Source organism: Geodermatophilus sabuli (genome assembly GCF_010686765.1).
Lineage (GTDB): Bacteria > Actinomycetota > Actinomycetes > Mycobacteriales > Geodermatophilaceae > Geodermatophilus > Geodermatophilus sabuli_A.
The window spans coordinates 56,729-71,252 of record NZ_JAAGWF010000005.1 but is presented as its reverse complement, the minus strand read 5'-3'; the positions used below and the strand labels follow the sequence as shown (position 1 = coordinate 71,252).

Genomic DNA, 14,524 nt, shown 5'->3' with positions numbered 1-14,524 from the left:
GCTATCCGGCGTCCCGGCGCAGCAGCGACCGGCCGCCCGCCAGCAGGGCGACCCCCGACCAGCCGACCAGCAGCGCCGTCGCCTGGGCCGCCGTCATCTCCGGCTCCCCGAGCAGCGTCCAGATCGCGCCCGAGCCGGGCAGCAACTCCCCGAGGTCGGCCATCCACCCCACCCCGAACGCCGGCAGCAGGAACGGCAGGACGAGCTGCAGCAGGAACACCGTCGCCAGCGCTCCGGCCGTGCTGCGCAGGAACAGGCCGACGCCGGCGGCCAGCACGCTGCCCGCGAACAGCACCGCGGCGATCCGCGGCAGGCTGTCGGCCAGGTCGGCGAACCGGAGCACCAGACCCGGATCGGCCAGCAGCGCCAGGACGTCCGCGACCAGCGCGAGCAGCACGCCCACGGCCGTCGCCACTCCGGCAGGGACGACGACGCGGGCGGCCAGCAGGACCCCGCGACGCGGCGTCCACTGCAGGGTCGGGCCGATCGACCCACTGGCGTACTCCTGGGTGACCGCCAGGAGAGCCAGCACCAGCAGCGCGAACTGCCCCAGCATCACGCCGTACTCGCCGGCGAACGTCGACGGCACGACCAGGTTGCCGGGGCCCACCGGGCCCTCGGCCTCGTCGGCGGCGGCGATGACCCCGATGCCGACGATGGTGACCGCCGCGGCGAGCAGGCACCACCACGTCGTCCGCACGGTGCGCAGCCGCAGCCACTCCGCCGCCGCGGCGCGCCCGAGCACGGTGGGCGTCCCGGGCTCGGCCACCGCCACGGCGCTCACCGCCGCACCTGCCCCGCCAGCGCCGGCGCCGAGGACACCCGGTACTGGACGCTGTCCCCGGTGAGGTCCAGGTAGACCTGCTCGAGGGAGTCGTGCTCCTCGGTCAGCCGGTGCACCGCCACGCCGGCCTCCAACGCGACGTCGCCGACGGTCTCGGCGGTCGCACCCTCGACCAGCAGGTCGCCGTCGTCGGTGGGGTGCACCCGCAGCCCGAGGCGCAGCAGCGCGCCGGCCAGCTGGTCCAGGGACGGCGTCCGCACCCGCACCTGCCGCCGCGCCCCCTCGCCGCGCACAACCTCCTGCATCGAGGCGTCGGCGATCAGCCGGCCGGCGCCGATGATGACCAGGTGGTCGGCGGTCTGCTCCATCTCGCTCATGAGGTGGCTGGACAGCAGCACCGTGCGCCCCTCGTCGGCCAGGTCCCGCACCAGGCGGCGGATCCAGCGGACGCCGTCGAGGTCCAGGCCGTTCATCGGCTCGTCGAACAGCAGGACGGCGGGGTCGCCCAACAGCGCGGTGGCGATGCCGAGCCGCTGCTTCATGCCGAGGGAGTAGCCGCGCACCCGGCGCCGGGCGGCCGGGCCCAGCCCCACCGAGTCGATCACCTCGTCCACCCGGCGCACCGGGATGCCGTGCGTGCGGGCGGCCACCCGCAGGTGGTCGCGGCCGCTGCGCCCCGGGTGCACGGTCTGGGCGTCGAGCAGCGCGCCGGCCACGTGCAGCGGCTCGGCCAGCCGGGCGAACGGCCGGCCGCCCACCAGCGCGCGGCCGGCCGTCGGCCGGTCCAGGCCGAGGATCATCCGCATCGTGGTCGACTTGCCGGCGCCGTTGGGCCCGAGGAACCCGGTCACCTTGCCCGGCTCGACGTCGAAGGTCAGGTCGTCGACGGCGCGCACCGCGCCGTACTGCTTGGTGAGCCCACGCACCTCGATCATGCGGGCCTCCGGAGAGGGCGGCGGCGCGGCCACCGGGAGGGGGATGCAGTCATGACAGGGAGCGTGTCGGGCCCAGCGGTCCGCGCGGATCACCCCGCAGCGCCGAACCGGGTCCCCCGCGCGGGGGAGGAGGAGACGGCGCCGGCGGGGGAATCGCCCCGCCGATCCCTCGGCCAGGATCGGTCCATGCACCCGACGACGTCCGCGCGCACTCCCGGTCCTGCCGCCGAGGTCGTGACCCGGCTGCGCGCGCTGCTCGCCGCCGCCCGCCCCGGCTGGCCCGGCCGCGCCCTGTACGCGCTGGCGAGCCTGCCGATCGGTGCGCTGAGCCTGGCCCTGTACGTCGCGCTCCTCGGCTCGGTGTTCGCCGTCATCTACGGCGTCGGCCTGCTCCTGGTCCTGCTGGTGCTCGCGACCATCCGGGGGTTCGGCGGCGTGGAGCGCCAGCTGGCCGGGATCCTGCTGGGCGTCGACGTCCCCGTCGGCGAGCGCGTCCGCCACCAGCCCGGCGTCATCCGCAAGGTGCGGCGGCTCGTGCAGTCGGCCGGCACGTGGCGGGCGGTCGGCTGGCTCGGCGCTCGGGTGCTCATGGGGGCGGCGACGCTGGCCACCCTGTTCTTCGGCGGGCTCGCGTTCGCCTACCTCGGCTGGGGCGCCGACTGGAACGCGCTCACCGCGCTGCCGCTGCTGGCGCTCATGGCGGCCGTCGTCGGCCTCACCCTGGCGGTGCTCGACCTGCTGGTCCGGCTGGCCGCCACCGTCGCACCCCGGCTGCTCGGCACCTCCCCCGAGCAGCAGATCGCCGCGTTGCAGCAGAGCACCCGCCGGCTGGCCGACCGCACCAAGCTGGCCCGCGACCTGCACGACACCATCGGGCACGCGCTGACCGCCAGCCTGCTGCAGGCCACCGCGGCGCGGCGCACCCTCACCCCGCACGACGACCGGCCGCTGCAGCCGGACTTCGCCCGCCAGGCGCTGGGCCACATCGAGACCAACACCCGCACCGCGCTGGCCGAGCTCGACCGGGTGCTCACCGTGCTGCGCGCCTCCGACTCGGGCGCCGAGGACGGCGGCCGGAACCCCGCCCCGTTCGCGGCGCCCTCGCTCGCCGACCTCGACGACCTGCTCGCCGGCCTCCGTGACGGCGGCCTGCCGGTCGCCCTCGTGGTGGACGGCGAGGTCGACGACGTGCCTCCCGGGGTGCAGGAGCTGGCCTACCGGGTGGTCCAGGAGGGGACGACGAACGTGCTCCGGCACGCCGGCTGCCCGCTGACCGTCGCCCAGGTGGCCCGCACCGGCGACGTCCTCGTCGTCCGCGTCTGCAACGAGCGGGCCTCCCACCTGGACAGCCGTCCGGGCCCCGGCGGCGGCCGCGGGCTGGCCGGCCTCCGCGAGCGGACGGCCGCCGCGGGCGGCACGCTCAGCGCCGAGCCCTCGCCGTCCGGCGGCTTCGAGCTGTGCGTCACCCTGCCGCTGTCGGGAGCCGCATGAGCCTGCGGCTGCTGCTGGTCGACGACGACGTGCTCGTCCGCTCGGGGCTGCGGGTGATCCTGGAGAGCGAGCCCGACCTGACCGTGGTGGGGGACGCCGGTACCGGCCGCGAGGCGCTGGACGCCGCGGCCCGCACCGATCCCGACGTCGTCCTCATGGACGTCCGGATGCCGGACATGGACGGCATCGCGGCGACCGCGGAGCTGGTCGCCCGCGATCCCCGGCGGCCGCGCGTGCTGGTGCTGACCACCTTCGAGGACGACGACTACCTGTTCCGGTCGCTGCAGGCCGGCGCCAGCGGCTTCGCGCTGAAGCGGTCGGACCCCGACGAGCTCGTCGACGCGATCCGGGTGGTCGCCCGGGGCACCTCGCTGGTCCTGCCCGACCTGACCCGCCGGCTCATCGCCTCCCACGCGCCGTCCCGCGCCCGCGGGGCCGCCGCGCTGCCGGAGCTGACCGGCCGCGAGGCCGACGTCCTGCGGCTGGTGGCCGGCGGGCTGTCCAACGCCGAGATCGCCGGCCGGATGCACCTCAGCCGCGAGACGGTGAAGACCCACGTCAGCGGAGTGCTGCTCAAGCTCGGCGCCCGCGACCGCACCCAGGCCGTCATCGCGGCGTACGAGAGCGGGTTCATGACCGCTTGAGCAGGTGATCTCCCCGTGCGGGAGGCCACTACGCCCCGCCACGCCGCGCGCGGGCGCGGAAAGCGGAACAGCTCCAGGCCTCTACTTCCCACCGCGGTCCCTGGCAGGTTCGCCCGCGTTCTCGGGGGGTCCCAACTGGAGGAGACACGTATGCGGCACGACAAGGCGGCCCTGGGGGCGGCGGCGACGCTGGCCCTGGTGGTGGCGTTCCCGGCGACGGCGAGCGCGCACGGCGGGGACTGGCACGGCGGGGGCGAGCCCGTCACGACGATCGCGGGCGGGCTGGACGGGCCGCGGCAGCTCAGCGGCTACAAGGGCGACCGGCTGGTCGTCGCCGAGTCCGACAGCGGCGAGGTGTCCTCGGTGGACCCGTACAGCGGCGAGGTCCGCACGCTGCTGACCGGCATGGGCAACGCGCAGGGCGTCGACCACGAGAACGGCCTGCTCTACGTCGCGGTCGGAGAAGCGGCCGGCCCGCCACCCGAGGAAGGGGCACCACCGCCGGCCGAAGGAGCCGCGCCGCCGCCCGCCGAGCCCCCGGCCGAGGGGCCCAGCCAGTTGCTCGTCGAGGCGACGCCGTACGGCCACGTCACCCGGTCGTTCGACCTCCTCGCGTACGAACTCGAGCACAACCCCGACGGGCAGGAGCAGTGGCTGGACGAGGCCGAGACGCAGCCGGCCGACACGCTGTCGAACCCCTTCTCGGTGCTCGCCCAGGACCACCGCGTCCTGGTCGCTGACGCCGGTGCCAACGCCGTCCTCTCCATCGACCTGTACAGCGGCGAGATCAGCACGTTCTTCGTCCCGCCGGTCGTCACCGACGTCCCCGGGTGCGAGGCCGCGGAGAACAACCCGGGAACCACCGGCTGCGACCCGGTGCCGACCGAGATCACCGAGGGTCCGGACGGGCTCGTCTACGTCGGCACGCTCGGGGCCGAGGTGCCCGGGGCGGGACGGGTCTACGTCCTCGACCAGCACGGCAAGCCGGTCGACGTCATCACGGGCCTGACGTCGGTCACCGGTGTGGCCGTGGACCGGCACGGCACGGTCTACGTCTCCAACGTGCTCGAGGGTGCACCGGAGGGCGAGGGGCCGCCGCCGGAGGGCTTCGACCCGACGACGGTCGGGCAGATGACCCGGATCTCGCCGGACGGCGAGCGCGCCACCGCCGAGGTGGTCATGCCGACCGGCCTCGAGATCGAGGACGGCGAGCTGTACGCCTCGGCGTGGAGCGTGGGCATCTTCCTCGGCATGCCGGGGGTGGGTGAGGTCCAGCGGATCGGCGACAGCGCCTTCGCGGCGACGCCGTAACCGTTCCGGACACCGCGATGGCGGTCGGCGGGCCGAACGGCTCACCGGCCGCCATCGTCGCGCTCAGGGGCCTGCCTGCCGGTCAGGACGTCGGCGGCCGGGCGCCGAGGACGCCGGCGACCACCGCGGCCATGGCGTGGCCGGCCTGGACGGCGTCCAGGACCGGCGCCCCGGCCCGCCAGCCCGCCAGCACACCGGCCGCGAACGCGTCCCCGCAGCCGGTCGTGTCGCGCAGCCACCCCTCCGGCAGGGGCGCCACCGGCACCTCCTCCGCCCCCGCCCGGGTCAGCACCCGTGTCGGCCGTGCGCCGGCGTGCACCAGCACCAGCTCGGGGGCCCATCCGGGCAGGCCGCCGACCAGCCCCAGCACCTCCGCCTCGGCCGCGTTGCACGACAGGAGGTCCGGCCGGAGGCCGGCGATCAGCTCGACGTACTCGTCCGCACCGTGCTGCTCGATGCGGGAGGCCGCCGCCACGTCGACGCTGATCGGGACTCCGGCGCCGTGCGCGAGCGATGCTGCGGTCCGCAGCGCGTCGGGGAACCGGTCGGGCAGCAGGTCGTAGCCGTCCAGGTGGAGGACGGCGGCGCCGGCAACCCACTCCCTGCGGACGTCGGCCGACTCCAGCCGGCCCTCCCCGCGGTCGGTGAGCAGCGTCCGCTCGCCGTCCGGGTGGACCAGCACCGTCGACAGCGGCGTCCGGCCGCGGCGCACCACCGCCGTCTCGACCCCTCGCCCGGCCAGGGCGGTCAGCAGTCCGTCCGCGAGCGGGTCCGCACCCGCCCAGCCCGCCATCCGCGCCGGCGCCCCGGTCCGCGTCAGGCCCGCCGTCACGTTGGCCGGCGCTCCGCCCGCAGTCGTCGTCCGGACGACCCGCTGCTGCCCGCCGACCACGAGCGGCGCGGACAACTGCAGTACCTGGTCGGCCACCAGCTTGCCCAGCGCGACCACGGGTCCGCGCCCGGCGGGGCGTGGCCATCGGGGCTCCGCCTGCTCCATGGTCCGCAGCCCGTCGTCAGCAGGGGAGTTGATCAGCGCGACCGCTCGAGCCGGTGCAGGGCGGCGGTGAAGCTGTCGTTCCACAGGCCGAGGTGTTCCCACCGCTCGGCGACGTGCCCGGTCGCCTCGGCCACGGACATGCCCTCCTCGCGGACCAGCCAGCCGCGCAGCACCAGCCCGGTCCGGGAGGCCCCGCCGTGGCAGTGCACGAGGATGCGGCGTCCGTCGGCGCGCAGGGCCGCCATGTCGTCGAGGACGTCGGTCAGGACGGTGTCGACGTCGGCGTTGAGGTCGTTGTCGGCGAGGTAGGCCATCCGGTGCACCTCGTGCGGGAACGGGTCGCCGAGCCGGCAGAGCGAGATGACGGCGAAGTCGGCCTCGCTGTACCGGGCACCGTCGAGGTTGCCGGCCCAGATGCCGGGCAGCACCTCCCGGGGGCCGATCCGCGGGATCACGCCGGGGTCGTAGCTCTGCAGGGCGCCGCCGTCGAGGGCGGCGGCCAGTTGCTGCAGGTCGGCCAGTCCCCACCGCCGGTCGCCGAAGCCGGGCACCTTCCCGTGCACCACCGACGACCAGCGCATCGGGATGCCGCCCATGCCGTGGACCGCTCCGGCGAGGCCGCCGGAGACCGCGGCGACGGTGTCGGTGTCCCCACCGAGGTCGACGACCAGCCGCAGCACCTCGGCGAAGTCCCGGCCGTGGCGCAGCGCCCACACCGCCTGGCCCAGCGTCGGCCACACCGCCCCGTTGGCCTCGGTCGCGTCGGCGGGGGTCCAGTGCGGGTCGAGGACGGCCGCCCAGCGGGGCCGGTGCTCGGGTGCCACCTGGTCGAGGGCTGCCGGGACGGCGGCGAGCGGGTCGCCGCCGTCCAGGGCCACCCGCACCAGCTCGTGGAAGACCGCGCAGCCCTCGCCGGCCGACGGGTCGCCGTGGGTGAGCGCGGAGATGCGGCGGGCGGCGTCCATGGTCGCCTGGGTCCCGTCGCGCGAGAAGCGGATGGCCGCGGGTGTGGTCCGCATCAGCGAGCCGTTGCCGGCCGCCCGCCCGGTGCGGGTGGAGTGGTCGGCGGCGGCGACGTCCCACGGCAGGCCGGAGGCGAGGACGGCGCGGGTCTGGATGCCGATGTCCGGCGGGTCGGCCTGCGCCCAGGTGCGGAACCGGTCGAACAGGTCGGCCTCGTCCAGGCCGCCGCGCTCGACCAGGGACGTCGCGACGAGCAGCGCCATCTGGGTGTCGTCGGTGAACTCGCCGGGCTCCCAGCCCAGGGAACCACCGCCGCACATCTCGGTCTCGACGCCCCGGGCGGGAACGGGGAAGCGCGCGGAGAAGGCGCCCGCCGGGCCGAACTCGAACGGCGCGCCGAGGGCGTCGCCGACGGCCGAGCCGACGAGGGCGCCGGCGACCCGGTGCGAGCGGTGCATGGTGGTGGTCACCAGGCGATCCTGCAACGAGCCGCGCCCGGCCGCCGCTGACCGTGCGTCACCCGGGACCGCGTCGTCCACCCCCGGGGAGGACGACGGCACCCCGATGGGGGGTCCGGGTGGCCGGCGACGTTCGTGCGACCGCCGCGCGGGCAGACGCTCCTCCTCACCTGGCGACGATGCGAGGAGCGCCTCATGTCCGATCGTGAGCTCGAGTCCCCCTCGGGACGGCGGACGCCCGGGCTGACGCGGTGCGGCAGCCACGCCCCCGGACACGCCCCGCACCCGGCGCGCGTGCAGCTGTGCCGCGACGACGCCGCCGAGCACTGGGAGGTCGTGATCGTCATGGGCGCGGTGGACGACGTCGTCACCCTGGCGCTCGGCGCCGACCTGCAGCGCTGGCGCAATCACGACGCCGCGCACCTCGCCGCGCAGGTCCGCGACTGCGGCCCCGCGGCCTTCCTCAACACCCGGCTCGGACTGCTGTTCCTCCGGGCGTGGCCGCGCGACCAGTCCGCGGTCTTCTCACTCCAGCCGGCCGAGCACCCCGCGGCGCCCTGCCGGAGCTGATGGCCGCTCCACCGGGGTGCGCGGGACGGGCATCGATGTCGCAGTGACGGAATGCGCCGTCGGCACTCCGGCCCGTATGCCATCCCGCCTGTACAACCCCCGGATCGTCCAATGTCGGCGCCACCTGCGGCGCCATACCGTGGTCGGCATCGAGGTCTGCGCTCTCCCGAGAGAAGCCAACCATGACCACCACCCTCCGCCGCGGACTCGTCGCGCTGGTCACGACCACGTCGACGGCGGCACTCGCCCTCTCCCTGGCCCCGTCCGCCGGCGCCCAGACGCCCGGCGCGCCCGGCCTCCTCGCGGTCATGCGAGATGAGGGCCCCGACCACCTGCCGGGCGTCTACACCATGAACCCGGACGGCTCGGGGCAGCAGCTGGTGTGGGAAGACACGTTCGTGCGGAAGCCCGCGTTCAGTCCCGACGGCACGCGCCTCGCTGTGACCGTCCGGAACGACGTCGATGACACCCGGCTGGTGTACACGGCGAGCATCACGGGGACCGACCGTCGGCCAGTCAGCCCGACCACCCACCGTGCCTTCGACGTCGCGTGGAGCCCCGACGGCAGCGAACTGGCCTACACGACGTCCACCGACGACCTCTACGTGATCGCCTCCGACGGCTCGGGGGAGCCCCGGCTCCTGGTGGACACCGACTGCATGAACGACGCCGCCTGGGGTGTCGACGGTCACCTCTACTTCACGGTCTGCGACCAGGCGGCCGCACACCCGGACGACGTCCACCGCGTCCTCGCCACGGGCGGGCCCGTGGCGCTCGTCGCTGACACCCCGGTGACCGAGGTCGACGTCGACGTCCACCCGGCAGGTGGTCTCCTGGTCGTCGCCACCGGCGGGACGAGCGACTCGCTCGACGAGCCTGGCGGGCTGTGGCTCATGAGCACCGACGGCGCCGATCCCGAGCGGGTGGACGGCGACCGCGGGCGGACGAGGTCGCCGGTGTTCAGTCCGGACGGCTCCCAGGTGGCATTCGTGGCCACCGACCCCGCGGAGTCCCCGGACGAGCGCACCCGCACCCACGTGCTGGACCTCGGCTCCGGCGCGGTGCGCGTCGTGCCGAGCGATCTCGCGGAAGGGCAGCAGGAGTACAACGTCGCGTGGCAGCCCTTGCCGACGGCCAACCCTCCGGCGCCCGGCGACCTGGACACCACCGTCACCGGCCCGGAGACCGTGTCCACCGGCGCCTCGGCCACCGCCGACGCGCCCCTGCAGACCCAGATCGCGGTCCCGGCCGGGGTCAGCGGGACCCTCACGGTCGACGCGCAGCCCACCACCGCCGCGGCCCCGTCCGGGTTCGCCCTGTTCGGCCGGCAGGTCGTCATCGAGGGACCGGTCGGCACGGCTGTGGCGCCCTACCGCGTGACCTTCACCCTCGACGTCTCACTCGTCGGCGGGGTCGCGCCGGCGGACGTGCAGGTGTGGCGCGACGGCGTGGCACTGGCCGCGTGCACCGGCCCCACCGCCGCCGTGCCCGACCCGTGTCTCGTCAGCCGTACCGCCGCCGGGGACGGCGACGTGGCGGTGACGGTCCGGACGTCGCACTTCAGCACCTGGACCTTCGGGCGGCTCGGCTACAGCGTCACCGGGCCCTTCCCGCCGGTGGATGCCCAGCCGACCGTGAACACTGTCAAGGCGGGCTCGGCGGTGCCGGTGAAGTTCCGCCTCGGTGGCGACCGCGGCCTCGACGTCCTTGTCCCCGGGTACCCGAGGGTGGTCAGTGCCACCTGCGGCACGACCACGGACGCCGTCGAGGAGAGCGTCGCCGCCAGCAACTCCGGCCTGACCTACGACGCTGCCTCCCAGACCTACAGCTACGTGTGGAAGACCGCGCGCACGGACACGGGCTGCCGCGAGCTGGTGCTGCGGTTCCGCGACGGGTCGACCCTCACGGCGACCTTCCGCCTGCGCTGACCGGGGACCCGTGCCCCGGCCGCTCGATGGCGGCCGGGGCACGGACGAGCCTCAGACGACGCGGCGCGCGGTGTTGTAGCCGGGCATCGAGTCGAGGTTGACGACCGCGACGGGCTTGCTCGCCGTCGAGGCGTGCACCATCTGCCCGTTGCCGATGTACATGCCCACGTGCGAGACCGGGCTGTAGAAGAACACCAGGTCACCGGGCTTGAGGTCGGCCTTGGCGACCGGGGTCCCCGACGTCGACTGCAGCTTCGACGTGCGCGGGATCGTGACCCCGGCCGCCGCGTAGGAGTAGCTGGTCAGACCCGAGCAGTCGAACGAGTTCGGGCCGGTGGCGCCGTACACGTAGCGGTCGCCGACCTGGGCGAGCGCGGTGTCGACGGCGACCTGGGCGGCGGCGTTCGGAGCCGCCACGGGCGCCGCGGCGGGGGCGACCGACTGGATCGTGACGCCGCCGGTGTCAGCGGAGGCGGCGACCGGCGAGAGTGCGATGCCGGCACCGGCGACGGTGGCGACGGCGATCCCGCGGAACAGATGGCGTGCTGAAGACGTGCGTGCGGTCGTCATGGACGACGGGTTCTCCTGTTCTCCACGACCGCCTACCGGGTTAGCTGACGGGTTCGGGCGGGGGAGTCGCCCGGCGCGACGGATCGCGCTTCACCCCGGGACTGCGATGGGTCCCCGGTCCGGGCGCCGGCCATCGGCCGGCGCGGTGGTTCGGCGGTGTCCGGCGGGGTGCCACCACGGTTCGGGTGGCGAGAGGCCCCCTCCGGGCCGGAACAGACGCTAGGTCGGTGCCGGGGGCGCCGCTGACCACGGGGGCCCCGCTGTGGACGACCGCCGGTCGCACCCCGAAACGCCGTCCTGACCACCGCCGACGCCGGACGACGCCCGTCGGCCGGTCCGGAGAAGCGCAGGTCAGCGGTCCGGGGGAAACCTCGTCACGTCACGGTGCGCCTGGACGCACCGTGTGCGGACGGCGACTCCCAGCGGCGCGGCGGAACCCGAGGGGTTGGCCCGGCCGTTCCCCGGGCACGATCAAGGCAACCACCGGCACGACGAACCACGAGGAGGCCGAGACATGGCTGGAATGCTCAGGAAGGTCCTGGCGTCGGGGATCGCGGCGAAGGTCCTCCAGGAGGCCCGCAAGCCGCAGAACCAGGCCAAGATCAAGAAGATGATCGCCGACTTCCAGGCCAAGCAGAAGGGCTCAGGCGGCACCAGGGGCTACGGCCGCGGCCACTGATCTCCCCGCCCGGCGACCCCGGCCCGACACCGGGCCGGGGTCGCCGGCGCATGCCATGACGCGCATCGCCGTCCTCGACGACTACCAGACCGTCGCCGCCGCCTCCGCCGACTGGTCCGCACTCCCCGGGACGGCCGAGGTCGCCTTCTTCGCCGACCACGTGGACGACGCCGACCGCCTCGTCCGGCGGCTCGAGCCCTTCGACGTCGTGGTCGCCATGCGCGAGCGGACGCCGTTCCCGCGCGCGCTGCTCGAGCGCCTGCCCCGCCTCCGCCTGCTGGTCACCACCGGCGCGCGCAACGCCGCCATCGACCTCGCCGCGGCCCGCGCGCACGGGGTCACCGTCTGCGGCACCGGCGCTCACACCCCCGGCACCGTCGAGCTGACCTGGGCGTTGATCCTGGCCGTCGCCCGGCAGGTGCCGCAGGAGGACGCCGCCCTGCGCGCCGGCCGCTGGCAGACGACCCTCGGCACCGACCTCGCCGGCGGCACGCTCGGCGTCGTCGGACTGGGCCGGCTGGGCACCCGGGTCGCCCGCATCGGCCAGGCCTTCGACATGGACGTCGTCGCCTGGAGCCCCAACCTGACCGAGGAGCGCGCGGCCGCGGCCGGCGTCCGCCGGGTGGAGGAGGAGACGCTGTTCGCCACCGCGGACGTCGTCACCGTCCACCTCGTCCTCTCCGACCGCACCCGCGGGCTGGTCGGCCGCCCGCAACTCGACCGGATGAAGCCGACCGCGATCCTGGTCAACACCTCCCGCGGGCCGATCGTCGACGAGACCGCCCTGGTCGACGCGCTGACCACCGGCCGCGTCGCCGCTGCCGGCATCGACGTCTACGACCGCGAGCCGCTGCCCGCCGGCCACCCCTTGCGGCGCGCCCCGCGCACGGTGCTCACCCCGCACCTGGGCTACGTGACCCGCGACACCTACGCGGTCTTCTACGGCGAGGCGGTCGAGGACATCGCCGCCTTCCTCGCCGGCCAGCCCATCCGGGTGCTCTCCGGCTGACGTGCAGTTGATCACTGCGGACGTTGGTCCCTGTGCACGCCGCCGTCCATGGGCAACCCTCATTGCGCCAAGCAACGGCCCGGAGGCCCCCATGACCGAGCTCGACGACCTGATCGCGTGGATCAACAGCGACCAGCCCAAGTCCGTCCCGGAGCTGCAGCGCGCCGCCGACGTCCTGGGCCGCCACCTCCGGACGGGGGAGACCCGCGTGCCCGAGGCGCGCCTGCGGGTCGCCGTCGCCCTGGAGCGGCTCGGCGCGTGAGCTGACCGGCCCGGAGCCGCTGGGCAGCCGAGCCGCCTCGAGCACGACCCGTCCGCCGACCGCGGCCGCCGCCCGGATGAGGCCCGCGGCGTCTGGGCGCCCCCGTTCGCAGTGGGCACCGGGTCCCCCTGATCTCCACGTCGTCGGACCCGGCGGGCACAGTGGTGCCGGTCCACCCCTGTGTCCGAGGAGCCGCCGCGTGCCCGAACCCCTGATCGCCGTCGTCGGCGCCACCGGACGGCAGGGCGGTGCCACCGCCCGCGCGCTGCGCGCACGCTACGAGCCCCTGCCGCTCGACGTCCTCGGCGACGACGAGGACCTGCGGGCGATGTTCGCCTGGTTCGGCGAACTGCCCGCCTACCAGGGCGACGTCGCCGCCACCCGCGCCCTCGCCCCGGACACCCACGACCTCCCGGCCTGGCTGGCCGCGAGCGGCTGGAGCCCCGGCGCGCCGAGCCGAACCGCAGCGAGCACAGCCGCGCCGAGCTGAGCCGCGTCGTGATCGACCGCCCGGGAGCCACCGGGCGCCCCAGACCTCCGGAGGTGGGGATGCAGGACCCGGACGAGACGCCCGCGACGCAGCGGTGGGACGAGGCCCGCGCGCGGTGGCAGGCCCGCGACGCCGACCTCCGTGCCGTCATCACCTGGATCGAGGAGTCACGCGGTGCCGCCGCGGCCGCGGACCGGCGACGCGCCGCCGGGGAGTCCCGCGGTCCGCTGGACGGGGCGCTCGTGGGGCTCAAGGACAACATCGACGCCGCCGGGGTGCTGACCACGGCCGGGTCGGCGTACCGCGCCGACCACGTCGCGGTATCGGACGCGCCCAGCGTCGCGCTCCTCCGGCGCGCCGGGGCGGTCGTGGTCGCCAAGCTCAACATGGCCGAGCTGGCGTGGGGGACGATGACGCAGAACCCCTGGTACGGCTCCTGCCGCAACCCCTGGGACACCGACCGCACCGCCGGAGGGTCCAGCGGGGGCCCGGGCGCCGCCCTCGCCGCCGGCTACTGCGACCTCGCGCTGGGCACCGACACCGGGGGGTCGGTGCGCATCCCCGCGGCGCTCAACGGCGTCGTGGGGTTGCGGCCCAGCGTCGGCACGATCTCCACGTCGGGCGTCGTCCCGGTCGGGCGCAGCATCGACACGGTCGGCCCCATGGGCCGCTCCGCGGTGCAGGTCGCCCAGCTGGCGGACGCCCTCCGGGCTCCCGACCCGACCGACCCGTGGTCGACGGTCAGCGACGGGCTCCCGGCGACGGCGCTGATCGGGAAGCCCCTCGACGGGATGCGGGCCGGGGTAGCCCGCGACTTCTTCTTCGACGAGCTGGACGACGGCATCGGCGCCCTCGTCGAGGACTTCCTGCGGTGGCTCGCCGACCAGGGCACCGCCTCCGCCGCCGTCCCGGACCTCCGGGCCGCCGACGCCACGGAACACTGCCTGCGCATCATCCGGTGCGAGGGCGCGGCGTTCCACCAGGAGCGGCTGGCCGCGTCCCCGCAGGACTTCTCCCCGGACGTCCGGGCCCGCCTGTCGTCGGGGATGGCGGTCGCCGGGACCGACCTCGTGCGGTCCCTGGAGTTCCGGCAGCGCTACCGTCGGCGCCTCGCCGAGGTGTTCGACGACGTCGACGTCGTCGTCACCCCGGTGGTGCCCGTGGAGGCGCCGGTCGCCGCGGGGGAGTCGTCCTGGGACCCGGCGGGGGTGCTCGGCCGCGCCACGGTGCCCTGGTCCCTGCACGACGGCCCCACCCTGAGCCTGCCGATCGGCTTCCACCCCCGGAGCGGGAACCCGGTCGGGGTGTCACTCGCGGCCCGCCGGTTCGACGAGGCGACGCTGTTCCAGGTCGCCGCCGCCTACCAGGAGGCGACCGACTGGCACACCCGACGCCCCTAGTCGCCCTCGACGTCGGCCACCGGCGCAGCCCGT

The 14,524-nt window shown here is 75.4% G+C and carries 15 protein-coding genes and 1 riboswitch; of the genes, 10 read left to right on the top strand and 5 right to left on the bottom strand.

The features are described 5' to 3' along the window. Position 1: 1 nt before the first annotated feature. Together GCU56_RS03960 and GCU56_RS03955 are read right to left on the bottom strand one after the other, a co-directional pair. Positions 2 to 784 (bottom strand): hypothetical protein, encoded by a 783-nt coding sequence (locus tag GCU56_RS03960; RefSeq protein ID WP_163480222.1) that lies wholly within the window; start codon positions 782 to 784, stop codon positions 2 to 4. Further along, positions 781 to 1,719 (bottom strand): ABC transporter ATP-binding protein, encoded by a 939-nt coding sequence (locus tag GCU56_RS03955; RefSeq protein ID WP_163480221.1) that lies wholly within the window; start codon positions 1,717 to 1,719, stop codon positions 781 to 783. The genes GCU56_RS03960 and GCU56_RS03955 overlap by 4 nt, the downstream gene beginning before the upstream one ends. Positions 1,720 to 1,905: 186 nt before the next feature. On the opposite strand from GCU56_RS03955, the gene GCU56_RS03950 reads away from it, so the two are divergent. From GCU56_RS03950 to GCU56_RS03940, 3 genes are all read left to right on the top strand, one after another. After that, on the top strand, positions 1,906 to 3,210 hold the full coding sequence (locus GCU56_RS03950) for a sensor histidine kinase (protein ID WP_163480220.1): 1,305 nt from the start codon (positions 1,906 to 1,908) through the stop codon (positions 3,208 to 3,210). Then, positions 3,207 to 3,854 (top strand): response regulator, encoded by a 648-nt coding sequence (locus GCU56_RS03945; RefSeq protein ID WP_163480219.1) that lies wholly within the window; start codon positions 3,207 to 3,209, stop codon positions 3,852 to 3,854. Before GCU56_RS03950 ends, GCU56_RS03945 begins: the two co-directional genes overlap by 4 nt. Positions 3,855 to 4,004: 150 nt before the next feature. Then, a complete protein-coding gene (locus GCU56_RS03940; RefSeq protein WP_163480218.1) occupies positions 4,005 to 5,165 on the top strand; it encodes a ScyD/ScyE family protein in 1,161 nt (386 codons plus the stop codon). Positions 5,166 to 5,247: 82 nt separating this feature from the next. Here GCU56_RS03940 and GCU56_RS03935 read toward each other — a convergent pair whose 3' ends face one another. Next, the gene (locus tag GCU56_RS03935) at positions 5,248 to 6,162 is read right to left on the bottom strand and encodes a carbohydrate kinase family protein (protein WP_163480217.1); all 915 of its coding nucleotides are present in this window, start codon (positions 6,160 to 6,162) and stop codon (positions 5,248 to 5,250) included. Between the two features lie 32 nt (positions 6,163 to 6,194). After that, positions 6,195 to 7,595, bottom strand: coding sequence for an ADP-ribosylglycohydrolase family protein (locus tag GCU56_RS03930; RefSeq protein ID WP_163480216.1), 1,401 nt, complete (start codon positions 7,593 to 7,595; stop codon positions 6,195 to 6,197). A 183-nt stretch (positions 7,596 to 7,778) separates the two neighbouring features. Here GCU56_RS03930 and GCU56_RS03925 point away from each other — a divergent pair, with 183 nt between their 5' ends. Then, a complete protein-coding gene (locus tag GCU56_RS03925; protein ID WP_163480215.1) occupies positions 7,779 to 8,153 on the top strand; it encodes a hypothetical protein in 375 nt (124 codons plus the stop codon). Positions 8,154 to 8,335: 182 nt separating this feature from the next. After that, complete coding sequence (locus GCU56_RS03920) at positions 8,336 to 10,081, top strand: PxKF domain-containing protein (RefSeq protein WP_163480214.1); 1,746 nt, start codon at positions 8,336 to 8,338, stop codon at positions 10,079 to 10,081. Positions 10,082 to 10,132: 51 nt separating this feature from the next. Here GCU56_RS03920 and GCU56_RS03915 read toward each other — a convergent pair whose 3' ends face one another. Continuing rightward, the gene (locus tag GCU56_RS03915; RefSeq protein WP_163480213.1) at positions 10,133 to 10,651 is read right to left on the bottom strand and encodes a C40 family peptidase; all 519 of its coding nucleotides are present in this window, start codon (positions 10,649 to 10,651) and stop codon (positions 10,133 to 10,135) included. A 13-nt stretch (positions 10,652 to 10,664) separates the two neighbouring features. Next, a riboswitch (cyclic di-AMP (ydaO/yuaA leader) is annotated at positions 10,665 to 10,787 on the bottom strand. 378 nt (positions 10,788 to 11,165) lie between these two features. Between GCU56_RS03915 and GCU56_RS23345 the strand changes: the two genes are divergently transcribed. The 5 genes from GCU56_RS23345 (at position 11,166) to GCU56_RS03895 (ending at position 14,491) form a co-directional block, all read left to right on the top strand. Next, on the top strand, positions 11,166 to 11,330 hold the full coding sequence (locus GCU56_RS23345) for a hypothetical protein (RefSeq protein ID WP_204331425.1): 165 nt from the start codon (positions 11,166 to 11,168) through the stop codon (positions 11,328 to 11,330). Positions 11,331 to 11,385: 55 nt separating this feature from the next. Then, complete coding sequence (locus GCU56_RS03910) at positions 11,386 to 12,339, top strand: D-2-hydroxyacid dehydrogenase family protein (RefSeq protein ID WP_163480212.1); 954 nt, start codon at positions 11,386 to 11,388, stop codon at positions 12,337 to 12,339. Positions 12,340 to 12,430: 91 nt separating this feature from the next. After that, entirely contained in the window at positions 12,431 to 12,601 is a 171-nt protein-coding gene (locus GCU56_RS03905) for a hypothetical protein (protein WP_163480211.1), read from the top strand. A 199-nt stretch (positions 12,602 to 12,800) separates the two neighbouring features. After that, the gene (locus GCU56_RS03900; RefSeq protein WP_163480210.1) at positions 12,801 to 13,091 is read left to right on the top strand and encodes a hypothetical protein; all 291 of its coding nucleotides are present in this window, start codon (positions 12,801 to 12,803) and stop codon (positions 13,089 to 13,091) included. A 59-nt stretch (positions 13,092 to 13,150) separates the two neighbouring features. Then, positions 13,151 to 14,491: an amidase gene (locus GCU56_RS03895; RefSeq protein WP_163480209.1), complete on the top strand. Its 1,341-nt coding sequence runs from the start codon at positions 13,151 to 13,153 to the stop codon at positions 14,489 to 14,491. The last annotated feature ends 33 nt before the right edge of the window (positions 14,492 to 14,524 follow it).